This is a genomic window from Peribacillus sp. P4_B1 (assembly GCF_056402395.1).
The window spans coordinates 117,286-142,132 of the sequence record NZ_JBFUHM010000002.1 but is presented as its reverse complement, the minus strand read 5'-3'; the positions used below and the strand labels follow the sequence as shown (position 1 = coordinate 142,132).

General features: G+C 42.6%; 19 protein-coding genes and 1 other annotated feature. Of the genes, 4 read left to right on the top strand and 15 right to left on the bottom strand.

Annotated elements, in window-relative coordinates:
• Window positions 1–5: 5 nt before the first annotated feature.
• Entirely contained in the window at window positions 6–1,295 is a 1,290-nt protein-coding gene (locus tag AC1DVK_RS02160; RefSeq protein WP_477625736.1) for a bifunctional folylpolyglutamate synthase/dihydrofolate synthase, read from the bottom strand.
• A 98-nt stretch (window positions 1,296–1,393) separates the two neighbouring features.
• Between AC1DVK_RS02160 and AC1DVK_RS02155 the strand changes: the two genes are divergently transcribed.
• A complete protein-coding gene (locus tag AC1DVK_RS02155) occupies window positions 1,394–2,335 on the top strand; it encodes an ATP-grasp domain-containing protein (protein WP_089361668.1) in 942 nt (313 codons plus the stop codon).
• Window positions 2,304–3,158: an ATP-grasp domain-containing protein gene (locus AC1DVK_RS02150; RefSeq protein WP_477625735.1), complete on the top strand. Its 855-nt coding sequence runs from the start codon at window positions 2,304–2,306 to the stop codon at window positions 3,156–3,158. The genes AC1DVK_RS02155 and AC1DVK_RS02150 overlap by 32 nt, the downstream gene beginning before the upstream one ends.
• A 71-nt stretch (window positions 3,159–3,229) precedes the next feature.
• Here the strand turns inward: AC1DVK_RS02150 and AC1DVK_RS02145 are convergent, their stop codons facing one another.
• Window positions 3,230–5,881 carry a valine--tRNA ligase gene (locus AC1DVK_RS02145; RefSeq protein ID WP_289319949.1) on the bottom strand — a complete coding sequence of 884 codons (2,652 nt, stop codon included), beginning with the start codon at window positions 5,879–5,881 and terminating at the stop codon, window positions 3,230–3,232.
• 43 nt (window positions 5,882–5,924) lie between these two features.
• Window positions 5,925–6,153, bottom strand: a binding site (T-box leader).
• 237 nt (window positions 6,154–6,390) lie between these two features.
• On the opposite strand from AC1DVK_RS02145, the gene AC1DVK_RS02140 reads away from it, so the two are divergent.
• Window positions 6,391–6,582 carry a hypothetical protein gene (locus AC1DVK_RS02140; protein WP_061464264.1) on the top strand — a complete coding sequence of 64 codons (192 nt, stop codon included), beginning with the start codon at window positions 6,391–6,393 and terminating at the stop codon, window positions 6,580–6,582.
• A gap of 56 nt (window positions 6,583–6,638) precedes the next feature.
• On the opposite strand, the gene ysxE is transcribed toward AC1DVK_RS02140, so the two are convergent.
• The 8 genes from ysxE to hemA all read right to left on the bottom strand — a co-directional run bounded on the left by ysxE (window position 6,639) and on the right by hemA (window position 15,857).
• Window positions 6,639–7,718, bottom strand: a complete 1,080-nt coding sequence (gene ysxE / locus AC1DVK_RS02135) for a spore coat protein YsxE (protein ID WP_477625734.1) — start codon at window positions 7,716–7,718, stop codon at window positions 6,639–6,641.
• A gap of 123 nt (window positions 7,719–7,841) precedes the next feature.
• Entirely contained in the window at window positions 7,842–9,263 is a 1,422-nt protein-coding gene (gene spoVID, locus AC1DVK_RS02130) for a stage VI sporulation protein D (protein WP_089361672.1), read from the bottom strand.
• A 342-nt stretch (window positions 9,264–9,605) separates the two neighbouring features.
• The gene (gene hemL / locus AC1DVK_RS02125; protein WP_477625733.1) at window positions 9,606–10,895 is read right to left on the bottom strand and encodes a glutamate-1-semialdehyde 2,1-aminomutase; all 1,290 of its coding nucleotides are present in this window, start codon (window positions 10,893–10,895) and stop codon (window positions 9,606–9,608) included.
• A gap of 39 nt (window positions 10,896–10,934) precedes the next feature.
• Window positions 10,935–11,930: a porphobilinogen synthase gene (gene hemB, locus AC1DVK_RS02120; RefSeq protein WP_089361674.1), complete on the bottom strand. Its 996-nt coding sequence runs from the start codon at window positions 11,928–11,930 to the stop codon at window positions 10,935–10,937.
• 18 nt (window positions 11,931–11,948) lie between these two features.
• Window positions 11,949–12,725: a uroporphyrinogen-III synthase gene (locus AC1DVK_RS02115; RefSeq protein WP_477625732.1), complete on the bottom strand. Its 777-nt coding sequence runs from the start codon at window positions 12,723–12,725 to the stop codon at window positions 11,949–11,951.
• On the bottom strand, window positions 12,725–13,657 hold the full coding sequence (hemC, locus tag AC1DVK_RS02110) for a hydroxymethylbilane synthase (protein ID WP_061464269.1): 933 nt from the start codon (window positions 13,655–13,657) through the stop codon (window positions 12,725–12,727). Before hemC ends, AC1DVK_RS02115 begins: the two co-directional genes overlap by 1 nt.
• A gap of 9 nt (window positions 13,658–13,666) precedes the next feature.
• On the bottom strand, window positions 13,667–14,497 hold the full coding sequence (locus AC1DVK_RS02105; protein ID WP_089361677.1) for a cytochrome C assembly family protein: 831 nt from the start codon (window positions 14,495–14,497) through the stop codon (window positions 13,667–13,669).
• A 10-nt stretch (window positions 14,498–14,507) separates the two neighbouring features.
• Window positions 14,508–15,857, bottom strand: a complete 1,350-nt coding sequence (gene hemA / locus AC1DVK_RS02100; RefSeq protein WP_061464271.1) for a glutamyl-tRNA reductase — start codon at window positions 15,855–15,857, stop codon at window positions 14,508–14,510.
• A 251-nt stretch (window positions 15,858–16,108) separates the two neighbouring features.
• Between hemA and AC1DVK_RS02095 the strand changes: the two genes are divergently transcribed.
• Entirely contained in the window at window positions 16,109–16,591 is a 483-nt protein-coding gene (locus AC1DVK_RS02095) for a LiaI-LiaF-like domain-containing protein (protein WP_061464272.1), read from the top strand.
• 75 nt (window positions 16,592–16,666) lie between these two features.
• Here AC1DVK_RS02095 and yihA read toward each other — a convergent pair whose 3' ends face one another.
• From yihA to tig, 5 genes are all read right to left on the bottom strand, one after another.
• The gene (gene yihA, locus AC1DVK_RS02090; protein ID WP_061464273.1) at window positions 16,667–17,248 is read right to left on the bottom strand and encodes a ribosome biogenesis GTP-binding protein YihA/YsxC; all 582 of its coding nucleotides are present in this window, start codon (window positions 17,246–17,248) and stop codon (window positions 16,667–16,669) included.
• Window positions 17,245–19,566, bottom strand: a complete 2,322-nt coding sequence (gene lon, locus AC1DVK_RS02085) for an endopeptidase La (protein WP_061464274.1) — start codon at window positions 19,564–19,566, stop codon at window positions 17,245–17,247. The genes yihA and lon overlap by 4 nt, the downstream gene beginning before the upstream one ends.
• A gap of 254 nt (window positions 19,567–19,820) precedes the next feature.
• The gene (gene lonB / locus AC1DVK_RS02080; RefSeq protein ID WP_089361681.1) at window positions 19,821–21,491 is read right to left on the bottom strand and encodes an ATP-dependent protease LonB; all 1,671 of its coding nucleotides are present in this window, start codon (window positions 21,489–21,491) and stop codon (window positions 19,821–19,823) included.
• 197 nt (window positions 21,492–21,688) lie between these two features.
• A complete protein-coding gene (clpX, locus tag AC1DVK_RS02075) occupies window positions 21,689–22,957 on the bottom strand; it encodes an ATP-dependent protease ATP-binding subunit ClpX (protein ID WP_061464276.1) in 1,269 nt (422 codons plus the stop codon).
• Between the two features lie 426 nt (window positions 22,958–23,383).
• Complete coding sequence (gene tig, locus AC1DVK_RS02070) at window positions 23,384–24,676, bottom strand: trigger factor (RefSeq protein WP_061464277.1); 1,293 nt, start codon at window positions 24,674–24,676, stop codon at window positions 23,384–23,386.
• Window positions 24,677–24,847: the final 171 nt, after the last annotated feature.

The following is a 24,847-nucleotide window of genomic DNA, read 5'->3' as shown; positions in this document are numbered from 1 at the left end:
TCCCTTTAGGCATCTTCTCTGATTAGGAATTCCCTCACAAGTGAAAGGAAATGAAGGGAACCTGTGATGACAAGGGCCTCTTTTCCCCCTGTTTTCCGTCTGCCTTCCCTTATCRCCGCCTGCCAATCCTTGTTTATACTTTTATTTTCATGACTGCATTTTTCATAAAGCGTGTGCGCATCCGCCGCCCGTTCGTGGAAGAATTCAGTAATGATGATTTCCATCGCTTCCTTTTCCAGTCCACGAAGCATCTGGGAATAATTTTTATCTTTGAATGAGCTGAATATGAACCGGTACTTATATTCAGGGTAATGCACTTTTAGCGTTTCCATCAATACGTCGATGCCGGCCGGATTATGTGCACCATCAATGATCACCAACGGCTCATCCGATATTTTTTCAAAACGTCCATCCCATTTCGCTTCCCCTATTCCTTTAAGGATGCTTTTTTCATCGATATTTTCCATTCCTAATAGGACAGCAGCAATGGCCAGCGCCGCATTTTCCATTTGATGACGGCCTAACATCTGCATTTCCACATTTTCGATGGACCTGTCTCCAAGCGAAAAGGAGAAACTTTGCCCACATTCACTTTGCTTTACATTGCCTACATGAAAGTCTTTACCTAATTGGTAATAAGGCACGCCTACTGAAGACGCTTTTTCTTCGATTACTTTTGCTGGTTCCCAAGCGGTGACTCCGCTGATGATCGGTGCCCCGCTTTTAATGATGCCCGCCTTCTCTGAAGCAATTTCCCCAAGTGTGTTACCCAGGATATTCGTATGTTCCAAAGAAATCGAGGTAATGATCGAAAGAAACGGCTGGATGACATTCGTTGTATCGAGCCTGCCTCCCAGTCCGGTTTCCATTAAAACCAAATCCACTTCCTTTTTGCTGAAATAAGAAAATGCCATTGCAGTCAATATTTCAAACTGAGTAGGTCCATTCCCCTTACTGTCCATCTCTTGGATGAACGGCTGCAGCTCCCGGAATGTGGCGATAAAATCCTTATCACTGATTTCGTCCGCATTTATCTTCAGCTGTTCATTCAACCGTATTAAATAAGGTGAAGTGAAGGAAGCGACACGTACCCCTTCAGCTAGAAGGATTTCTTTCATATATTGCAAGGTAGATCCTTTCCCGTTTGATCCTGCAATGTGAATATACTTAAGCGCCTTATGTGGGTCACCTAAGTTAGTTAATAATGTTTCCATCCTTGATAAGCCAAAATTCATACCCAATTGAACTTGGCGCCGTTCAAAAAAATGATTGATTTCCTTCATGGTTGTTACCATTATCGTTGAGCCTCCTCTTTCTTTATACCGCTCTTATGCGTTAATATTATTTTATCAATATATGAACGATTAACCTAGATGAAAGGTAGTGTTTTAAAATGAAACCTTCAGATCTTCACTGTTGGATCGTCGTTAACGGCTATTTACAGCATGATAAGTTTTCCAATTTAGCTTTGTTCATTAAGGAGGCGGCTGAAAGGAAAGAAATCATGGCAACCCTTATCCGTAATTCAGATCTGATACCCATAATTGAAAAAGGAGTGCCTCTAATTAAAGGAGCCTTTGATAAGCTGCCTGATTTTGTTCTGTTCATGGATAAAGACATTCATTTGGCTCGCCATTTGGAATTGCTCGGCATCCCCGTATATAACGGCAGTACAGCTATCGATATTTGTGACAGTAAAGCAAAAACACATCAAGCATTGGCCGGGCATGGCATACCGATGCCGAAAACCTTGTTTCCCCCCTTTACGTACGAAGGTATCGAAAGGGTCAATATGGATGCCTTTAAACAAATCGGCATTGAACTTGGGTATCCACTTATCGTTAAGGAAGCATACGGTTCTTTTGGGGAACAAGTATATTTGATCCAAACAGAGGATGAGTTATTTAAGACAATCCGTAATCTTGGCCACAAACCATTTATCATTCAGGAATTCGTCGAACACAGTAAGGGACGGGATATTCGTGTTAATGTCGTCGGCAATCGAGTCATAGCAGCGATGCAACGCCATTCCGAGCACGACTTCCGAGCTAATATGACTGCTGGGGGTCAGGCTGCCCCCTATACACCCACCACGGAAGAAGCACAACTTGCCATCAAATGTGCGGAGATTCTAGGTGCCGACTTCGCCGGCGTCGATTTGCTGTTCGGTGAAGAGGGACCGCTTTTGTGCGAAGTGAATTCGAATTCTCATTTACTGAATATTTATGAATGTACAGGCATCAACATCGCTGATAGCATGTTCGATTATATCTTGAACAAATTAGGAAAAGGAAGTGCATCTGATGAAAAAACAAGCGGGTTGGTTGATTTATAACCGTGAGGATGCCATAAATAATAAAGGATACATAGATTGGATGCTTGGCGAAGCCAGTCAGCTTGATCTTGATTTACACTTTCTCCATCGGGAGGACCTTAGGATCGGCCACCGTTTCAACGAATTGTACGTGGAACATGAGATGAAGCCAATTTCATTGCCTGACTTTGCTATCGTCCGGACCATCGATCCTTTTTTTACTAGGCAACTGGAGCAACTGGGGATTGCCTGCTTTAACTCCTCATCCGTATCCGAAATCGCGAATGACAAAGCAAAGACGCATCAATATTTGTCCTCGCTGGGGATACCAATGGCCGATACCGTTTACTGCAACGGAAGGCCGAATGCCGAGGATATGGAGTTCCCTTTCATCGCTAAAGAAACAGGCGGCCGCGGCGGGAAACAAGTTTATTTAATCGAGCATGCCGATGATTTGGCCGAACTGAATGACGGAAATTGGATTGTCCAAAAACCTGGTTTATTCGGCAGGGATATCCGTGTCTTTGTAGTTGGTAAAAAAGTGAAGGCAGCTGTACTTAGGGAATCCGCTTCAAGTTTCAAGGCAAATTACACGCTAGGGGGATCGGCTTCGTTATATGAGCTGACCGCATCCGATTTAACCCTTGTAGAAAGAGTAATCGAGGCATTTGATTTTGGCCTGGTCGGAATCGATTTCATATTTGCCGAAGATGGCAGCCTCATGCTCAACGAAATCGAGGATGTCGTCGGCAGCCGGACATTAAGTGCACTAAGCGACATGAATATCGTACGGGATTACCTCCTATTCATAAAAGAAAGAATATCCTCCCAACGGAACATTTGATTCTGGGAATGGCATCAATTGCGTTAAATACAAAAGGATGAACCGGCATATAGCTGGTTCATCCTTTTGTTTTACAGTTGTTTCAGTTCGCTGATCCTGTGGATCACAGAGTCGCGTTTTTCGCTATAGTCTTTTTCTTTGGCACGTTCTTCTTCAATGACGCTTGCCGGCGCCTTTTTAACGAAGCCCTCGTTGCCTAATTTTTTCTGTACGCGTTCAACTTCTTTATTAAGTTTGTCGAGTTCTTTTTCAAGACGTTTCACTTCTTCGTCGATATTGATCAGTCCTGTAAGCGGAAGGATCAGTTCTACACCAGTTACGACAGCTGTCATGGCTTGAGCAGGTTCTTCGACCTCGATTCCGATCGTCAATTGTTCAGGATTACAGAAACGCTCGATATAGCTGCTGTTTTTCTGTAACGTTTCTAAGATGGACTCATCTTTAGCTTTTAAAATCAAATTGATTTTTTTGCTTAACGGTGTGTTCACCTCAGCACGGATGTTACGGACGGAGCGGATGATTTCAACAAGCAGCTTCATTTCCTCGGCTGCAGCTGTATCTGTCAATCCTTCATTAACTTCCGGCCAAGCGGCAACAGTGATCGACTCACCTTGGTGAGGAAGGTTCTGCCAGATTTCTTCGGTAATGAATGGCATGAACGGGTGTAATAATCTCATCGTGTTATCCAGTACATAAGCCAAGATCGAGCGGGTCGTTATCTTCGCTGCTTCATTTTCGCCATATAACGGAAGCTTCGCCATTTCAATATACCAGTCACAGAAGTCATCCCAAATGAAGTTATAAAGCACACGGCCCACTTCACCGAACTCATAACGGTCCGCAAGTCTCGTCACGTTTGAAATCGTTTCATTCAAGCGCGTCAAAATCCATTTATCGGCTACAGACTTCTCACCGCTTAAATCGATTTCGTCATAAGTCATGCCATTCATGTTCATCAAAGCAAAACGGGATGCGTTCCAAATCTTATTCGAGAAGTTCCAAACCGCTTCCACTTTTTCCGTACTATAACGAAGGTCCTGTCCTGGTGAGCTGCCTGTAGATAAGAAGTAACGCAGGGAATCGGCACCGTATTGATCGATGACATCCATCGGATCCACACCATTGCCAAGCGATTTACTCATCTTGCGACCCTGTTCGTCACGAACCAGACCGTGGATCAGTACATTTTCAAATGGACGCTCACCTGTGAACTCAAGTGCTTGGAAAATCATCCGCGATACCCAGAAGAAAATGATATCATAGCCTGTTACAAGTGCTCCGTTTGGATAGTATCGTTTGAAATCGATACTGTCCTTATCAGGCCAGCCCATAGTCGAAAATGGCCATAATGCCGAGCTGAACCATGTATCCAGAACATCTGTATCCTGTTCCCAGTTTTCAGCATCCGCAGGTTCTTCGTGGCCAACATACACTTCACCTGTTTCTTTATGGTACCACGCTGGAATGCGGTGACCCCACCAAAGCTGACGGGAAATGCACCAGTCTCGGATATTTTCCATCCAGTGGAGGTACGTTTTTTCGAAACGATCTGGTACGAAATGAACCTTTTCCTCATCGGACCCTTTTTGAAGTTCAACGGATGCATCAGCCAGTGGCTGCATTTTTACGAACCATTGAGTCGAAAGATATGGTTCAACAACAGCACCGCTTCTCTCTGAATGGCCGACTGAGTGAAGGTGATCTTCGATTTTGAAGAGCACCCCTTCTTCCTGAAGGTCTTTGACGATTTGCTTACGGCATTCGAAGCGATCCATACCTTCGTACTTACCAGCCTTTTCATTCATCGAACCGTCTTCATGCATGACAAGGATGCGCTCCAAATTGTGACGGTTCCCAATTTCGAAGTCATTCGGGTCATGGGCCGGAGTAATTTTAACCGCGCCTGAACCGAATTCCATATCGACATAATCATCACCGACAATTGGGATTTCCCGGCCTGTAATTGGCAAGCGAACCATTTTGCCGATCAGGTGTTTATAACGATCATCTTCAGGGTGTACAGCAACCGCAGTATCGCCTAGCATCGTTTCTGGACGTGTTGTGGCTATTTCAATTTCACCTGACCCGTCAACCAACGGATATTTCATATGGTAAAATGCACCCTGCACATCTTTATAAATAACCTCGATATCGGATAACGCCGTTTTCGTTGATGGATCCCAGTTGATGATGTATTCGCCCCGGTAAATCAAGTCCTTGTTATAAAGAGAGACGAAAACTTCGCGTACTGCTTTTGAAAGCCCCTCATCAAGAGTGAAGCGTTCACGGGTATAATCAAGCCCAAGACCCAACTTTGACCATTGTTCACGGATATGGCTCGCATATTCCTCTTTCCATTTCCATGTCTCTTCAACGAACTTTTCACGTCCAAGGTCATAACGGCTTACGCCTTCCGAGCGAAGCTTTTGTTCAACCTTTGCTTGAGTGGCGATACCGGCATGGTCCATGCCAGGCAACCATAATACATCATAGCCTTGCATCCTTTTCATGCGTGTCAATATATCTTGAAGTGTCGTATCCCAAGCATGGCCAAGATGCAGCTTACCGGTTACATTAGGGGGCGGGATGACAATCGTATATGGTTCCTTTTTATCGTCACCCGTCGCTTCGAAAAACTTCCCATTAAGCCACCATTTATAGCGGCCTTTCTCTATCGTCTGCGGATCATATTTAGTTGGCATCGAAATTTGGTTCTCTTCCATATCATTTCCTCCTTTTTGGGCATAAAAAAAACTTCCATCATCACAAAAGGACGAAGGAAGTTGTTCGCGGTGCCACCTTTTTTCCGAAAAATAAAAAAATCTCTTTCGGCTCTCAAATCGGATAACGGCTCTTCACCGGCCTTCGCTACTAAGATCTTTCACGAAAACTGCTCGCGGACGACTTCGGATGCTGCTGCCTGGAAACCTCGCACCAATTGGTTTCCTCTCTGAAAAGTGCATTTCATCTTACTATTTCCGGTCTTTGCATTGAATTATATTCATATGTAAAATCATTGAATGCATATAGTATATAGTACAAAAAATATGGGGCTCCAGTCAATCATCTTTTCGCTTACTTTCCCAGGAAGCGTCTCATTTCACGCATTCACTCCCGCTGCCCGGCCATTTTCTTTATTTTATACTCCAGGAACAGTTAATGTGACGGCTTTTTCACCTTTCCCACTACCCACCCATATAATAAAAGAAGTCCTAAAAAGGAAGGTAATAATATGAAGCGAAGATATACTCCCTATACTTTACCGCCTTGGATGAAAAAATTCCGCGGTGTTTGCCAGCAGTTCATCATTCCCTTTATCGTATTCCAAGGATTACGTACGCTGATTTTCCCTACTTTCTTCGATATGCTCCTGTTAGTCGCCTTTATTTTCTTGGCCTTGTCTTTATATTTCGAATGGATTTAATTATTCCCTCACAGCAAAAAAATATACATGACTGGAGATGATCCAATCATGTATATTTAGCTTGGGGGTGATTGCTCTTCTTTGGCAGCCTCGGCAGCCGCCTTTTTCTTCTGTTCGATTTCTTCGATTTTCATCACCATATATTCTACATTCTTCAGGAGCCAAAATTGCCTCTGCAGTTGGGTAACATTATCAAGCTCTGAACGATGGCTCCTGCCATCGGAATAACCCTTCACTAATTCCAATGCTGATCCAGGGAAAGCCATATAACTTTGCATGAGCAGCAATTCTTCTTCTTTCAAAGGAAAATAACGAAAATAGTTATATAGCCAGTCGACGCAGTCATCGCATTGGACAGGATAGGTCCTGGCCGATTTAACGAGAAATGGCAGTAAATCGAAATGAGGCGGTGCCGTATTCGAATTCTCAAAATTGATGAAGTAGCCATACCCCCGTTCATCACTAACGAAATGCTTCAAAGAGACCTTTCCGTGCGTGATCACGGTTCGAACCTTTTCACTTTCCTTCGTTTTTTCATACCAGGTTTCAAATTTCTTGATCGAGTACTTCAGTGCCTGTGAAATATCAGTGAAGAATGAACAAACCGTCATTTCAAATGGAGACATATACCACTTCTTTTCGCAGCTGACAATATACTCATCCATAAAGTCCTTCTCGTTATTCCAGGCATCAAGCGTCCGCTCATAATGAGCTTCCCGTTCTTCTATATCCACCTGGATTTCCTTTACGGACAGCGTATGCATCCGAGCAAGCTCCCTGAACATTTGCTTATGCTTTTCATCACGCTCCCCGTCCCCTTCATTATTAAGCCAGGGCATCAGGTAATACAAACGTCCATTATGAAGGACGGCGTAACGCTGATCCATCGTTTGATAAATGGGAACGATCCGGTTATAGCCTCGATGGTACAGTTTTTGAACATTCCTGATAAAATCAATGCCGTTATGCGGTACAATGGATTTCAACGCAAATGTACCTCGATCACTGTATACTTTTTTCACCCGCCCGAAGTCCTCAATATATTGTACATACATGGCGTATTCCTTCAAGACGGTCTCCGTGTCATGATCCCGATTAATAGGCTGCTGATTCTCGTTTTCCCTCACGAGACTCACTCACTTTCTCTATAAACGCTCAACAATCCGATTATTCGATTCCTCTAGCCACCAAAAGGTGTAATTAAATCCGGGCTGCTCTAAAAAACAGGAGCAGACCATATGCTCTGCTCTCTGTCCTGGTCAATTCTTATACGCAACCGCCTTCGGTATATAGATGACTTGCCCTTCATGGACGTTCTGGTTCGACTCCAACTCATTACTGAAAAGTATGGATTGAACCGTAACATCATAACGTTGAGCCAAGTCATCAAGCGTTTCCCCTTGCTGGACAATACAAACCTTCATCCTTACCAGCTCTTCTTCTTGTTTCCGACCGAATAAGTCCATGATGGAAAGCTGCTTTTCATCATGTTCAGCGGTTTCCTTATCATCACGCTCCACGGCTTGTTTCCTGCCTTTGAAATTTTTAACTTCCTTAGCTGGCGGCGCTGGTCTTTCCTTCTTTTTGAATAGATCGCTTATGGACGACGAATTTGCTTCCTCTTCATGTTCCATCTTCGCATGTTCCTTAAGGATAGGACCCGCTGCAGCCTCAGCTTCTTCCTGCCGGATGACATCCTCGTTTTCGGAATTTGAAACAGGGCTATTCTCAACTGGGACACTTATATGATTGATTACATGATTTGGCTCTTCCACTGCTTCCTCTTCCATCAAAGTCTTTCTAGGAGTCTCGACTTTCTCCATGGTTTCCTGCCTGCTTACATTTTCCTCCTGCTTCTCCTCTTCCATGGATGACATAGGTACCTCTGCTGAATCAGGCTGATCACTTATAGAAAAATTCACTTCTTCCTGTCTGTGCACTTCCGTTTCCCACTCCTCCTCTTCAGGATATGGTGAAACGGGAATCTCAAAAACTGGGACACCATGCTGATCGCTTAAATAGATTGGTTCCTCTTCCTCTTCCTCGTTTGCTTCAGATACCCGTTTTGCCTCTGCAGAAAAAGGCGTGTATAACTCTTCCTCCTGCTCATCTCGGAAAACAGGCTGAAAATCTGGGATTGGCGGCACTGCAGCCGCATATGGAATATATGACTCGTTTTCACCGTCCGTTTCTTCTTGTTCCTCTGTTTCCCCAACTTCCTGCTCCGTATCGAACCGTTCTTCCACATATGAATCATTATAAATTCCGGTTATCAACAAATCCGCCTGCAATTTCAAACAGTTATGTTCAGGCATGGCATAATCAAAGCTTTGAATCGAGACATCGATCTCCTCTAATGAGGCAATTCGATTATTCGGAATTGTTATATCAACCGGAAAACGGTGTGTGAACTCAGTAAGTCCATCAGGATGCCTCTCGACCTTTTGAACGGCTTTTGGCAAAAAGGTCTGCGAAAACTCCTCTTCCTCACCATTTTGCGAGTCTTTGTATTCACCGCATAAATCTAACGAGCCTCGTATAAAAACATATTGATCACTTTCTTGAATCGTCACATTTGGATCCAGAGAAATGGAAAATAACTCAGCCACTTCCTGTCCCTTCTGGAACCAAACGGATTCCTCTAAAGAAAATCGTAAATACGATTCATTTTCTTGCGACAAGACAACTCCTCCTTTCAGCTTCAGGAAACGGTACCTATACCAATATCAATCTATGAAGAAAGGAAGCTGATTATTCCTTCATTTCATTTGCAGCCATCCAAACCTTATTTTTACTGAACCATGATAAGGAGCAGACTTTACTTTTTCAGGCTAAAATCCATGTCGATTGGATCAATCAGATTTAAACCATTTTAATTCGGCCTACTGCCAATTAATTTGTCCTTCAACCATTTTTTCGTCCTTCTTCCACTTACTCCTTGAATCAAAAAAACAGGCTACCTTTCTCCAAAATCTTTTGGAGAAATGGTAGCCTGTTAATAATTTTAATAGTGTCATGAAGCCTCATTTTTTTAATTTTGCAAAGGCCTGTTCTGCCGCTGTGATGGTCTTTTCGATATCTTCATCACTATGTGCAGTGGAAAGGAATAAACCTTCAAACTGGGACGGCGGCAAGTAGATGCCTTGATTCGCCATTTCCCTATAGTAAGAAGCAAAGAACTCTAAATCTGATGTTTTTGCTKTATCATAATTGATTACTTCTTCATCCGTAAAGAATAGTCCAATCATGGAACCGGCACGGTTGAATGTATGGGGAACTCCGTACTTTTTCGCTGCTTCTCCGATGCCTTTTTCAAGCATATCACCTTTTCGGGTGAACTCTTCATAAGATTCTGGAGTCAATTGGCTCAGCGTTTCAAGACCAGCCGTCATGGCCAGAGGGTTACCTGACAATGTTCCTGCTTGATAGATTGTCCCGCTCGGGGCAATTCGTTCCATGAATTCGCGCTTGCCTCCGAAAGCTCCGACCGGTAAGCCACCGCCAATTACTTTCCCAAGGCAAGTCAGGTCCGGTACGATGCCAAAATAGCCTTGTGCACAGTTATAACCGACACGGAAACCTGTCATAACTTCGTCAAAGATCAATAGAGCCCCGTATTGGGTCGTCACTTCACGTAAGCCTTCGAGGAAACCTGGTTGCGGCGGAACTACGCCCATGTTCCCTGCAACAGGTTCTACGATGATACACGCGATGTCTTCGCCAAATTGTTCAAACGCATATTTGGTTGCTGCAAGATCATTATATGGTACGGTAATCGTATTTTTCGCAATGCCTTCCGGTACTCCCGGACTATCCGGCAAACCTAATGTGGCAACGCCGGAGCCTGCTTTGATTAGCAATGAATCGCCATGTCCATGATATGAACCTTCGAATTTAAGGATTTTATCCCGACCTGTAAAGCCTCTCGCCAACCTTAGCGCACTCATCGTCGCTTCTGTTCCTGAAGACACCATCCGGATCATCTCAATCGAAGGCATCCGGTCAATGACCAACTTAGCCAGTTCATTCTCAATCAGCGTAGAGGTTCCGAAGCTTGTACCTGATTCCGCTACCTTTTTCAATGCTTCAACGACATGGTCATTCGTGTGACCCAGGATAAGCGGTCCCCATGAAAGAACATAGTCTATATATTCATTGCCATCGATATCATACATTTTTGAGCCTTTTCCACGCTCCATGAAAATGGGATCCATGTCCACGGATTTGAAGGCACGTACAGGGCTGTTCACGCCGCCTGGCATCAATTTTTTTGCTTCGGCAAACGCTTGTTTCGATTTTTCATATGACCGCATGATTCAATCCCCTTTTCCATTACAGGTTTTATTTGTTAATCATCTTTGATTATCTTCGTTTATCCAGCGTGCTACTTCTTTTGAGAAATACGTAATGATCAAGTCGGAACCTGCGCGTTTCAATCCTGTCAGCATTTCCATCACTATCGCTTTTTCATCAATCCAGCCATTTTGGGCAGCAGCTTTGACCATTGAATATTCACCGCTCACATTGTAGGAAACAACGGGAAGATTAAAGTTATTCTTAACGTCCCTGATAATGTCCATGTAGGAAAGGGCTGGTTTCACGATTAAGAAATCCGCACCTTCAGCAACATCGGATTCAGCTTCACGGAATGCTTCAAGGCGATTGGCAGGATCCATTTGGTAAGTTTTCCTGTCGCCAAATTGCGGCGCGCCATTCGCTGCATCACGGAATGGGCCGTAAAAAGCCGAAGCATATTTCACTGCATAGGACATGATCGGAATATCTTCATAGCCAGCTTCATCCAGGCCTGCACGGATGGCTGCAACGAAACCGTCCATCATATTGGAAGGGGCAATGATATCGGCACCGGCCTCAGCCTGGCTGATCGCCGTTTTGGCAAGAAGGTCAAGAGAAGCGTCATTCAGGATCTTTTCCCCTTCAACGACCCCGCAATGGCCATGGCTTGTATACTCACAAAGACATGTATCAGCAATGACAATGACTTCAGGATATTGTTTTTTGATATAGCGGGTTGCCTCTTGCACAAGTCCGTTATGGTGAAATGCTCCTGTGCCTTGTTCGTCTTTATCATGAGCAAAAGGGACACCGAATAAAATGACTGACTTAATGCCCAGACTTACGACTTCATCCATTTCAGCCCCAAGGTTATCCATGGATAACTGATATATACCAGGCATCGAGTTGATTTCATTTTTTACATTTTCACCGTCAATGACGAAGATCGGATAGATCAAATCCTCTTTATGCAATTGTGTTTCACGGACTAAAGCCCTCATGCCAGCACTTGCACGCAAGCGACGGTGGCGATTGAATGGAATGTTTTTCATTTTGAAGTTCCTCCCTTGTTATTTCTTTTTGCTTATGAAGCGTATTAAATCCGCAACCATGGCATCCGTCGTATAAACATCTGGACAAACATCGACGTTTAGCCCATTTTTTTCAGCCGTTTTAGCGGCAATCGGCCCGATGCATGCGATGATGATCCGGTCTATGTATGTATTCAAATCATGGCGTTCCATGATCTGTAAAAAATGATTGACCGTCGAAGAACTCGTAAAGGTTATGATGTCGATTTCATGATTCGTTATAAGTTTCACGAGTCTTTTTTCACTGCTTCCGGGAAGCACGGTATGATAAATTATCACTTCATCACAGGATGCACCGGTTTCATTGATTGCCTCCGCAATAACCGCCCTCGCGAGATTCCCTTTTGCCAGCAATACACGCGACCCGGGATCAAGCAGGGTAATGAACTCCGCAACAAACCCTTCGGCAACAAACTGAGCTGGAACGAAATCCGCCCTATATCCATGTCGTTTCAGGGCCGCTTCTGTTTTGGAGCCGATAACGGCTATTTTCGGAAGCATTAAAGGCTGTTCACCAATAAGTTTAAAGAAGAAATCCACTCCATTTTGACTGGTGAGAATTATCCAGTCATAGGTATGCAGCTCATCTAACCGCTCTTGAACAACTTCCATATGATCAGGAAGAGTGAACTCAAGCAATGGCACAAGAAGCGGCGTTCCGCCATTTTTATCGATCGAATCTTTTAAACCATCTGCCTGCCCTTTCCCTCTGGTGATTAATACCCGATAATCCTTAAGAGGTTGAAAGGGATTCATTACTGATCAAGCTCCTCTTTTACGCGATCAATCAATTCTTTACCGCCCATTTCACTTATCTGTTTGGCAGCATCATGCCCAACCGTCTCGGGATCAGCCCCCTCAACCATTTCTTTATAAATCACTTTTCCGTCCGGAGAAGCGACCAAAGCCGTCAAGGAAACCAATCCATTATCTTTCTCTACCGCAAATCCGGCAATCGGCACCTGGCATCCGCCTTCCATTTTATCCAAAAAGGCACGTTCCGCTTCAACCGTTCTTTTCGTTTTTTCACAGGTTAATTTCTCAAGTTCAGCCAGCAGTTCTTTGTCGTCTTCGCGGCATTCAATGGAAAGTGCCCCTTGTCCAACTGCCGGAATGCAAATATCCTCATCTAAAAATTCCGATACGATGTCCTGCTCCCATCCCATTCTTGATAGTCCGGCTGCTGCTAAAATGATGGCATCATAATCTTCCGTGTTCAGCTTATTCAGACGGGTATCGATATTCCCGCGAATCCATTTAATTTCAAGATCCGGCCTTCTAGCCAAAATTTGCGCACCGCGGCGCAAACTGCTTGTACCTATAATGGAACCGGGCTTCAGTTCGGAAAGGGTTTCATGGTTCTTTGAAATCAAGGCATCCCGATGGTCCTCCCTTGGTGGTATGCAGCCGATCGTCAAGCCTGGAGGCAGCACCGCCGGCATATCTTTCATACTATGTACAGCCATATCTATTTCTTTATCCAGCATCGCTTGTTCGATTTCTTTAACGAATAAGCCTTTTCCGCCTACCTTGGAAAGCGTTACATCAAGGATTTGGTCACCCTTTGTGACAATTTCCTTCACCTCGAACTCGTATGGAACCCCAAGCTCTTTAAGTTGATCGATTACCCAGTTCGTTTGGGTGATCGCTAATTTACTACGTCTAGAACCAACAATTATTTTTCTCATAGTTTCCTCCTATGTATTCCAAAAGTGGAATGTTGAAAGGCTTCCGAAAAGGAAAAAGTTAATTAACACAATCATGAAAGATCCAATATTCAGAAAGGCTAGGGTCCTTCCATACATTTGTTTCCGAATTTTCAAGTATAAAAACACACTGTAAGCGATGAGCAAAATGAATGAACCGATGATCTTCATATCCAGCCAGGATACCCCAGGCACTTTTATATAAGCCCATTGAATCCCCAAGATAAGGGAGACAACTAATAATGGAACACCTATTACTGCGAGGACATAAGACATTTGTTCGAGCTTCGTTAAATCGCCGAGTCGAAGCAGCCGTTTCCCCCACTTCTTCCGTTTAAGTAAATCATATTGAATTAAGTAAAGAAGGGAAAAAACGAAAGAAAGCGTGAATGCCCCATAAGATAGGATGGCAAAAGTGATATGTATGAGCAATAGCTCTGAAACCAGACGCTGTGCAAGCACTTGAGATTCTATCTGAACAGGTGCAAAGGTATGGATGGCCATAACCATAAAACCTAATACGTTCGTAAAAAAGACCGTAAAATCGACTCTTAGGAATCGGTTAATGATTAAAGATAACGATATGAGGACCCATGCATAAAAATATAAGCCTTCAAAAATCGTCAATACCGGGAACCTTCCCGTTTTCAATACATACAGAAATAAAAAAATTGTTTGCAGTACCCAAACAATAGAAAGCAACCAGAAGGCGACCTTATTCGCCTTCTGGTTATTATTAAGGAAGTCAATAAAGTATAAAAGCATACTGATGGCATACAACAATACAGTGGCTTCATGCAATCTTGTCATTAGTAATTCCATATTTACCTCATTACTGGACAGGAACTGGATTCAATAGGGATGCCTTGGAGCTGTTCATTTCTTTTTCATCATCCGCTACCAGCTGGTCTTCAATCAAGTCCTCTAAATGAAAGATTTTCACGAAATTATTTAATTGCTCTTTTGCATTCGGCTCATCCGCAAGCTCTTTTGCATAAAGAATAGGATCTTTTAGCATTTGGTTGATGATGCTCTTCGTATGCTTGTTCAGAACCTTTTTGTCCCGTTCGCTTAAATGAGGAAGCTTTCTTTCGATGCTTTCCATCGTTTCCTGTTGTATGGATAGGGATTTTTCCCGTAAAGATGAAATGACAGGAACCACACCAAGCAAATTAATCCATTGATTGAAGTCCACAATTTCAGATTCGATCATCAATTCTATTTTCTCGGCAGCTTTTTTGCGCTCTTCGATATTCGCTTGCACGATCCCTTCAAGATCGTCAATGTCATACAAGAAGATATTTTCAAGCTCCGCCAATGTTGGATCAAGGTCACGCGGCACTGCGATATCCACCATGAAAATAGGACGGCCTTTACGAAGCTTATTCACGTATGTCATCATTTCTTTTGTTACTAGAAGATCCTTTGAACCAGTGGAGGTAATCAGGATATCCGCTTCCACTAAAGCGCATTGCAGCTCTTGAAGCTGTTTCGCTGTACCATTGAATCTCTCCGCCAAGTCGACCGCTTTCTGAAAGGTGCGGTTAATGACTGTGATGCTGTCAGCGCCATTACTATGCAGATTCTGAATGGCTAACTCACCCATCTTACCGGCCCCAAGAATCAAGACGTTCTTGCCGTTCAGGCCTCCAAAGATTTTTTTTGCAAGCTCGACTGCCGCATAGCTGACAGAAACGGCATTCGTATTGATATCCGTTTCTGAATGAGCCTTTTTAGCTAATGTAATGGCTTGCTTGAAGAGATGGTTAAAAACGGTGCCGATCGTATCATCCTTCTGTCCTAACATATAGCTTGTACGCACTTGTCCCAAAATTTGGGTTTCCCCCAGTATCATGGAATTCAAGCCGCAGATAACTGAAAATAAATGCTCGACTGCCCCATCGCCTTCATAGATGAACAGGTATTTAGAAAATTCTTCTTTATCGATGTTAAACCACTCCGAAAGAAATTCCTTTATATAATACCGGCTCGTATGAAGCTGGTCACCGACCGCATATATTTCTGTTCTGTTGCATGTTGAAATAATAATGTTTTCCAAGATGCTTTTTTTATTTTTAAGAGCTTTCATTGCCTCGGCAAGTTCGGCTTCGTTAAACGATAGTTTTTCCCGAATTTCAACAGGGGCAGTTTTGTAATTAATACCAACCGCTAGAATATGCATCCTTTTGTTTTGCACCCCCAAAATTTTTCATGTAAATTTATTATACCATGTACTAAAATGGATACACGCAAATAATATGAACAGTTTATGAAAACGTATGCTACCATGAAAAGACGCAAAACGCCTGAATTGCTCCAAAAGGTGTCTAAGCGGGATTTGTAAGTTACATACATATTTCGACATTGTGTACAAAAGTACCATATCAAAAATGGCAAAGAACTTCAAGTAATCGAATTGACTAGGAGGATAAAATGAAAACGCAACGTATTTTCCCGGGAACCGTTTTAATCGGTTTCGGACTCTATTTTTTTCTTGAACATTCCCAAATGGAAATCTTTCCAGGCTTTTATAGCTGGCCCACTTTATTATGCATAGTCGGTGCCGCCTTCTTGGTTCAGGCCTATAGCGGTAATGAATATGAATCCATCCTGCCAGGAGTCATCCTACTGGGATTCGGGGCTCACTTCCATATTGTAGCAAACCTTGATATTTGGCCGGATAATATAGGTATCTTTATTTTAATCATCTCACTGGGATTTATTCTCCGGGCACGTAAAACAAATTCTGGAATGTTTCACGGGATGGTATTATTCATCATCTCGATCCTTTTCTTGTTCTATGATAAAATCACAACGTCTTTCGGGATTGTTGAAACAAATACGGCGGACATCGAAAGGTTTTGGCCATTTGCCTTGATGGCAATCGGCATCTACTTTTTGGTTCGAAAAAAGTAAAACTTCAGCCGAGTCGCATTTCATGCGAATTTCATAATGAAAAAGGGTATTCCAAATGCGGAATACCCTTTTCTTTTACATATATTTCTTAAGGACGCCCCAGGCTTGTTCCTTACCTTCGCCTGTTTCACCCGAGAAAAGAAGCAATTCATCTTCTCTTTCCATATTTAACGTTTGGCGTGTTATTTTCAAGTGCTTCTGCCATTTGCCTTTTGGAATTTTATCCGCTTTTGTTGCAATTACGATCCTGGGCAGGTCATAATGCTTCAGGAATTCATACATTGCGATATCATCCTTTGTAGGCGGATGACGCAAATCGACGATCAGAAGCGCAGCGCGGAGCTGATCACGGGAAGTGAAGTACGTTTCGATCATCCTTCCCCAAGCATCACGCTCCGTTTTTGAAACCTTTGCATAGCCATAACCCGGTACATCAACAAAATGGATTGCTTCATTTATGATGTAAAAATTCAAGGTCTGCGTTTTACCCGGTTTAGAGGATGTGCGCGCCAAGTTTTTTCGATTGATCATTTTGTTGATGAAACTGGATTTACCAACATTGGAACGGCCCGCCAAGGCAAATTCCGGAATTGGAGTATTGGGATATTGCTCAGGCTTTACAGCGCTGATGACAATATCTGAACTTGTCACTTTCATTCGTTCACACCTACCAATGCATGCTCAAGGACTTCATCGACGTGTGAAACTGGAACAAATGTTAATGCTTTACGGACACTTTCCGGGATATCATCAATATCCTTTTCGTTATTTTGCGGGATGATGATTTTCGTAAGTCCTGCGCGATGGGCCGCTAAAGATTTTTCTTTAAGCCCGCCGATCGGAAGAACCCGTCCGCGTAATGTAATTTCGCCTGTCATGCCTACCTCTTTTCTGATCGGCCTATTAGTAAGGGCCGATATTAACGCTGTTGCAATCGTGATGCCTGCAGAAGGACCATCTTTAGGGACGGCACCTTCGGGGACATGAATATGAATATCATATTTTTCATGGAAGTTCGTATCAATATGAAGTTTTTCAGTTTTCGAACGGACATAACTGAAAGCAGCCTGGGCTGACTCTTTCATTACATCGCCAAGCTTTCCTGTCAGGATAAGCTTGCCTTTACCCGGTGACAAGGAAACCTCGATTTGCAGCGTATCGCCACCAACCGATGTGTAAGCTAAACCATTAGCTACTCCTACTTGGTTTTCGACTTCCGCCTGTCCATAATGGAACATGGTTTTCCCTAAAAACTCCTCGACATTCTTTTCAGAAATGACGACCCGCTTTTTATCTCCGGACACGATGATTTTTGCAGTCTTACGACAAATGCTTGCAAGCTGTCGCTCCAGACTCCGAACACCGGCTTCCCGGGTATAATAACGGATGATTTTGGTAAGTGCTTCCTCACGGATTTGCAATTGTGTCTTCATTAAACCATGGTTTTCCAACTGTCTTGGCAGTAAGTGATCCTTGGCTATATGAAGTTTCTCTATCTCAGTATAACCTGCAATCGAAATGATTTCCATACGATCACGAAGCGGGCCTGGAATAGATCCCAAATTATTCGCAGTCGCTATGAACATGACTTTGGAAAGATTATACGTTTCTTCAATATAATGATCACTGAAATTATGATTTTGCTCCGGATCGAGCACCTCCAGCATCGCTGCAGATGGATCTCCCCTAAAGTCATTGGACATCTTATCCACTTCGTCCAGTAAAAAGACAGGATTGATCGTTCCAGCTTTTTTCATGCCTTGGATGATCCTTCCCGGCATCGCCCCTACATATGTGCGGCGATGTCCGCGGATTTCTGATTCATCACGCACCCCGCCTAAAGATATACGGACGAAATTCCTATTCAGGGATGAAGCAATCGATTTAGCCAGACTTGTTTTCCCGACGCCGGGTGGTCCAACTAAGCAAAGGATCGGTCCCTTCAATGAATTGGTCAATTGCTGGACGGCTAAATACTCAAGCACCCGTTCTTTCACCTTTTCCAATCCATGGTGGTCCCTGTTCAGGATCTTTTCAGCTTTGTGAATATTCAAGTCATCTTTAGTCGCTTTGGACCAAGGAAGCGAGATCAACCATTCGATATAATTACGGATGACAGAACTCTCGGCAGAGCTTGACGGAACTTTTTCATAACGGTCCAATTCCTTTAATGCCGTTTCTTTAATATGCTCAGGCATATCCGCTTCTTCTATCTTTTCGTTGAGGACCTCAATTTCCCCTGTTTTTCCTTCTTTATCGCCCAATTCCTTTTGGATCGCTTTCATTTGTTCACGTAGGTAATATTCTTTTTGGGTCCGTTCCATCGAACGCTTAACACGCTGGCCAATTTTTTTCTCGAGAAAAAGAACTTCTTTCTCGTTATTGATGATTTCGATCACCCGGCTTAAACGCTTTTTCATATCAATGGTCTCAAGCACTTCTTGCTTCTCCTTCAACTTCAAAGGCAAATGGGATGCGATTATATCCGCTAATCTCCCTGGCTCTTCAATATCGGAAGTGGACGAAAACGTTTCACCGGTTATTTTCTTGGACATTTTTATGTATTGTTCAAAATAATCCAGCAGGGTGCGCATTAATGCTTGATGTTCAGCATCCTTTTCATCACTGTCTTCATATATTTTAATCTTGGCACCATAATGTGTCTCATAATCGTAAAATTCAATGACCTCTGCCCGGTTCAATCCTTCCACTAACACCCGGATTGTACCATTCGGAAGCTTCAGCATCTGTTTTACCTTTGTTAAAGTTCCCATAGTAAATAAATCTTCTTCACCTGGTTCGTCCAACGAAACATCTTGTTGTGTCGTCAAAAATATAAGATGGTCTTCCACCATTGCTTTCTCAAGGGCTTGTACCGATTTATCTCGGCCTACATCTAAATGAAGTACCATTGTTGGATATACAAGCAGTCCTCTAAGCGGCAGGAGGGGGACGATGATTTCTTGATCAGTCATTTCCTGACACCTCCATCTAATTAGTATCGTCGTTGTAAACTATTTACCCATGTTCTCAACCTTTTAACAATTCTATCCTATTTATATAGAAGTGTCTATTCGTTTACCTTAACACGTTTCGACTGCTATTATTATCTCCAATATTAGATAAAAAAGCACGTCTTAACAGTGTTTATTTTTTTGTTAGGTTTATGGAGGACCCCCATTATGGTCCTTAAAATGCCCCGGTTCTGTTTTAATCCGGGGCATTTCCTTTATACGCTTTCTTTTTTCGATAGGTCCAAGGATGTGAGAATTTGTTCCGACATCAGTTCCTTTTTCAGTGCCTGATCCAGCACTTCTTTCACATTCGAAACTGTAATGATTTCTATATCCTTGATCTCAGATAGCAGCGGCTGCATGTTATCGGCAGGGATGATTACTTTCTTTGCCCCGGCAAGTTTTGCTGCCTTGATTTTCGGAATGACTCCGCCAATCGGTTTAACACCGCCATGAATGCTAATTTCTCCAGTCATCGCTAATGTGTGATCTACAGGGATTTTATAAATGGCCGAGTAAATGCCTGTTGCCATTGCAATTCCAGCAGAAGGACCATCTACAGGACTTCCGCCCGGAAAGTTGACATGGATATCGAATTGATCGGCAGGAACTCCCATCGACCGTAAAACCGTAATCACATTTTCAATCGAACCTTTTGCCATGCTTTTGCGGCGAATCGACTTGCCATTCCCACCGCCAATACTCTCTTCTTCGACAATGCCGGTAATATTAATCGAACCTTTTTCATCAGGGGCGGCCATGACCATGACCTCGATTTCCAGCAATGCCCCGCTGTTGGGACCGTAGACTGCTAGACCGTTGACAAGGCCTATTTTAGAATTTGATTCTATTTTCCTGTCCATTCTTTGGGTAAGTTGGCTGCTATGTGCCATCCAATCAATATCTTCTTCTCTGATAAAAGTCCTGTTTTCATTAATTGATATTCCTGCAAGAGTCTGAATCATGTTGACAGCTTCCCTGCCATTTCGGGCATAATCCGAAATCGACTGCAAGCCTTTTTCACTGATGGTAATTCCAACTTTATCGGAGGCATTCTTAGCCACAGTGATTATTTCTTCCCTGTCAAGTTCACGAAAAAACACTTCTATGCATCTCGAGCGTATCGCAGGTGCGATTTCATTTGGCGTTCTTGTTGTGGCCCCAATCAATCGAAAGTCAGCCGGTAGTCCATTTTTAAAAATATCATGGATGTGAGTGGGAATACTTTGATTTTCCTCTTGGTAATAGGCACTTTCCAGAAAGACCTTGCGATCCTCCAATACCTTCAACAGTTTATTCATCTGTATTGGATGAAGCTCCCCTATTTCATCTATGAACAGTACGCCTCCATGAGCATTGCTTACTGCACCTTGCTTTGGCTGCGGAATGCCAGCCTGTCCCATCGCCCCTGCCCCTTGATAGATTGGATCATGCACAGAACCGATCAGCGGATCGGCAATCCCCCGTTCATCGAACCTGGCGGTGGTGGCATCCAGTTCAACAAACACTGCCGAATTCTTAAAAGGGGACTTACCATTTTTCTTAGCCTCTTCCAAAACAAGTCTGGCCGCCGCTGTTTTCCCTACCCCTGGAGGACCATAAACTATCACATGCTGGGGATTTGGTCCACATAAAGCAGCCTTTAAAGATTTAATGCCATCTTCCTGACCGATGATTTCATTAAATGTGCTTGGTCTAACCTTCTCCGCCAATGGCTCTGTTAACGAAATCGATCTCATCTTCCGTAATTGGTCCATTTCCTTACGTGAATCACGGTCAATGGAAACTTTTTGTGTCCGCTGGCCTTTCAATAAGTTCAAAAAATACAATCCAATAATGATCCCAAAAAACAGCTGGATAAACAACGCCAATCCTGTCCAATTCATCGTATTCCCTCCTGCACTCTCCAAGTTTGTCATTTCTGTTAGTATCTCCTTTGGAAGGGCGAAATTATCCAAAAATTTCGTGTTGTAAATTTTGGGGTTTTCATCTCAAAGAACAGTATTTTCTCAATAAACATAAAAAAAAGACAAAAGAAAAAAAGACTGCCAGGATGAACTGGCAGTCTTACTTTTCCTATAAATTAAGCAGATGTTTTCTTTCCTTGTCCTTTGATGGTTGTACCGTCTTTAAGGACGAGCTTTGGAGATTCATTTTTCGAAATCGTGCTGCCTGTGATTACACATTTTGCAACATCATCACGTGAAGGCAGATCGAACATCACTTCAAGAATGATGCCTTCAATGATGGAACGCAGACCACGTGCACCAGTTTTACGTTCAATTGCCTTTTTAGCAATTTCACTTAGCGCTTCCTGTTCGAATTCCAATTCAACATCGTCAAGCTCAAGCAATTTTTGATATTGCTTAACAAGGGCATTTTTCGGCTTTGTCAGGATTTCAATCAAAGCAGCTTCATCCAATTGCTCAAGAGTCGCAATTACCGGAAGACGCCCGATGAATTCCGGAATTAAACCGAAACGAAGCAAGTCTTCAGGAAGAACTTTTGAAAGCAATTCTTTTTCTGCAATATCATCCTTTTTCACGTCAGAGCCAAAACCAATGACTTTTTGACCAAGACGGCGTTTGATGATTGGTTCGATGCCATCAAATGCACCGCCACAGATGAACAAGATATTGGTCGTATCGATTTGGATGAATTCTTGATGTGGGTGTTTACGTCCGCCTTGAGGCGGTACGCTTGCAACCGTTCCTTCAAGAATTTTCAATAAAGCTTGTTGCACACCTTCACCGGACACGTCACGTGTAATGGAAGGATTCTCCGATTTACGGGCAACTTTATCGATTTCATCAATATAAATGATGCCTTTTTCCGCTTTTTCCACATCATAATCAGCTGCTTGGATCAATTTTAGAAGGATGTTTTCGACATCTTCCCCAACATATCCAGCTTCTGTCAATGAAGTCGCATCAGCAATTGCAAAAGGAACATTCAGTAATCGCGCCAATGTTTGCGCAAGAAGGGTTTTCCCGCTTCCAGTCGGTCCGATCAAGGCGATGTTACTTTTAGAAAGCTCAACATCGTCGACTTTGCTATTGGAATTGATACGTTTATAATGATTGTAAACAGCGACAGCCAAAGACTTCTTCGCCTGTTCTTGTCCAATCACATATTCGTCAAGAATTTCACGGATTTCCATAGGTTTAGGCACATCTCTGAATTCTACTTCTTCATCAGTCCCCAACTCTTCTTCGACGATCTCCGTACAAAGCTCGATACACTCGTCACAAATATATACACCTGGACCAGCAACCAGTTTACGGACTTGTTCTTGTGTTTTACCGCAAAAAGAACATTTTAACTGTCCTTTTTCATCATTAAATTTAAACATGTACGTTCACCCCTTCAAATACTCTTCCAACTCTATTACATAGCGGTACCCGATTGTAAAAAAAAACCGGGAACACACCTACTTAAGCATTCCAAAATCCCTAGCATGTTTTGCATTTTATCATGTTCTTGGAAGTTTAGTAACAAAAATGCTCACGCGTCCGAGTTGTAAATATGTACAATAATCAATCAATATGTATTTGCCCTTTACCAGTATGCCCAAAACTTTTGATTTTTAAAATCAGGATTTGCTGTATAAATATGTATATGCGGTATTAGAACTAATCTACACTGAAATTCAAAAAAAATCAATCAGGAACTTACCGATATTTGAAATTTCCACTAATTCTCAATATGTATAAAACAAGGCACGATTACTCGCGCCTTGTTTTTTAAGGAAATATTTAAATCTACTTATTTATAAAAATTATTTTGCGTCAACTGTTTTGCTGTTTTCTACCAAGAAGTCAATAGCTTTCTTAATTTTAAGATCGCCTTTGATTCCTTCTAAGTTTCCAAGAGCTTGTTTAATCGCATCAATTTCCATATTGTACATTGTAGCCATTTGTCCAAGTTCAGCTTCTACATCTTCGTCAGTCGCTTCAATTTTTTCAACTTCAGCGATTGCTTCAAGAGTCAGGCTCGTACGAACTTGTCCTTCAGCTTCTTCTTTCATTTGTGCTTTTAAAGCTTCTTCGTCTTGACCTGAGAATTGGTAGTAAAGTTCCAAATTAAGTCCTTGAGATTGAATGCGTTGAGAGAACTCATTCATCATGCGGTCCACTTCGTTTGAAATCATTGCTTCAGGAACGTCCATTTCTGCGCCTTCAACAGCTTTACCAATTACAGTGTTTTGTATGAAGTTTTCTTCTTCGTGTTTTTTGTCATGCTCTAATTTATGTTTTGTTTTTTCTTTAAGTTCAGCCAAAGTTTCCACTTCGTCGTCGACATCTTTCGCGAACTCATCATCCAACTCAGGAAGTTGTTTAGTTTTGATTTCGTGAATTTTCACTTTGAATACAGCTGGTTTACCTGCAAGTTCAGCAGCATGATATTCTTCAGGGAAAGTAACTTCGATATCTTTTTCAGCGCCAGTTTCAAGACCAACAAGCTGCTCTTCAAATCCTGGAATGAAAGAGTTTGAACCGATTTCCAATGAATGGTTTTCTGAAGCTCCGCCTTCGAATGCTTCACCATCAACGAATCCTTCAAAGTCAAGAACGACTGTATCGCCGTCAGCAGCTTGTCCTTCTTCTTTAACAACAAGCTCAGCTTGCTTCTCTTGCAAAGTTTTCAATTCGTTTTCAACATCTTCGTCAGTTACTTCAGTATTGAATTTTTCAACTTCAACACCTTTGTAATCTCCCAATTTAACTTCAGGCTTAACTGTTACAGTTGCAGTGAAGATCAGGTTTTCGCCTTTTTCCATTTTCTCGATGTCGATTTCTGGACGATCTACAGGCTGGATTCCTGCTTCTTCGACAGCATTTGCATAAGCATCTGGAAGAATGATATCAAGCGCATCTTGGTATAGTGATTCTACGCCGAATTTTTTTTCGAACATTTGACGTGGCATTTTACCTTTACGGAAGCCAGGTACATTTACTTGTTTCACTACTTTTTTGAAAGCTGCGTCTAAACCTTCGTTTACTTTTGCAGAGTCAACTTCAATTGTTAGTACGCCTTGATTACCTTCTTGTTTTTCCCATTTTACAGACATGTGTTTCCCTCCAAAAAATCTATATACTTCAATAATAAGCATTGGATGAATATGCTTTGCAAGTGTAACAAGTCATCCCTCAAATATCCCCAAAAAAATATTGGGAAATCGTCAAAACCTGACGATTATACATTACAACCACTACATTATACCACAGGTTTAATCTGTTAC

What these genes read in the sequence shown, in the direction of transcription:
- AC1DVK_RS02155 (WP_089361668.1), top strand. Translation starts at nt 1,394, where the DNA reads ATGAAACCTTCAGATCTTCACTGTTGGATCGTCGTTAACGGCTATTTA.
- lon (WP_061464274.1), bottom strand. Translation starts at nt 19,566, where the DNA reads ATGACTGATCAAGAAATCATCGTCCCCCTCCTGCCGCTTAGAGGACTG.
- AC1DVK_RS02095 (WP_061464272.1), top strand. Translation starts at nt 16,109, where the DNA reads ATGAAAACGCAACGTATTTTCCCGGGAACCGTTTTAATCGGTTTCGGA.
- AC1DVK_RS02115 (WP_477625732.1), bottom strand. Translation starts at nt 12,725, where the DNA reads ATGAATCCCTTTCAACCTCTTAAGGATTATCGGGTATTAATCACCAGA.
- yihA (WP_061464273.1), bottom strand. Translation starts at nt 17,248, where the DNA reads ATGAAAGTGACAAGTTCAGATATTGTCATCAGCGCTGTAAAGCCTGAG.
- AC1DVK_RS02145 (WP_289319949.1), bottom strand. Translation starts at nt 5,881, where the DNA reads ATGGAAGAGAACCAAATTTCGATGCCAACTAAATATGATCCGCAGACG.
- AC1DVK_RS02140 (WP_061464264.1), top strand. Translation starts at nt 6,391, where the DNA reads ATGAAGCGAAGATATACTCCCTATACTTTACCGCCTTGGATGAAAAAA.
- clpX (WP_061464276.1), bottom strand. Translation starts at nt 22,957, where the DNA reads ATGTTTAAATTTAATGATGAAAAAGGACAGTTAAAATGTTCTTTTTGC.
- hemB (WP_089361674.1), bottom strand. Translation starts at nt 11,930, where the DNA reads ATGAAAAACATTCCATTCAATCGCCACCGTCGCTTGCGTGCAAGTGCT.
- AC1DVK_RS02150 (WP_477625735.1), top strand. Translation starts at nt 2,304, where the DNA reads ATGAAAAAACAAGCGGGTTGGTTGATTTATAACCGTGAGGATGCCATA.
- hemA (WP_061464271.1), bottom strand. Translation starts at nt 15,857, where the DNA reads ATGCATATTCTAGCGGTTGGTATTAATTACAAAACTGCCCCTGTTGAA.
- lonB (WP_089361681.1), bottom strand. Translation starts at nt 21,491, where the DNA reads ATGAATTGGACAGGATTGGCGTTGTTTATCCAGCTGTTTTTTGGGATC.
- tig (WP_061464277.1), bottom strand. Translation starts at nt 24,676, where the DNA reads ATGTCTGTAAAATGGGAAAAACAAGAAGGTAATCAAGGCGTACTAACA.
- AC1DVK_RS02105 (WP_089361677.1), bottom strand. Translation starts at nt 14,497, where the DNA reads ATGGAATTACTAATGACAAGATTGCATGAAGCCACTGTATTGTTGTAT.
- hemC (WP_061464269.1), bottom strand. Translation starts at nt 13,657, where the DNA reads ATGAGAAAAATAATTGTTGGTTCTAGACGTAGTAAATTAGCGATCACC.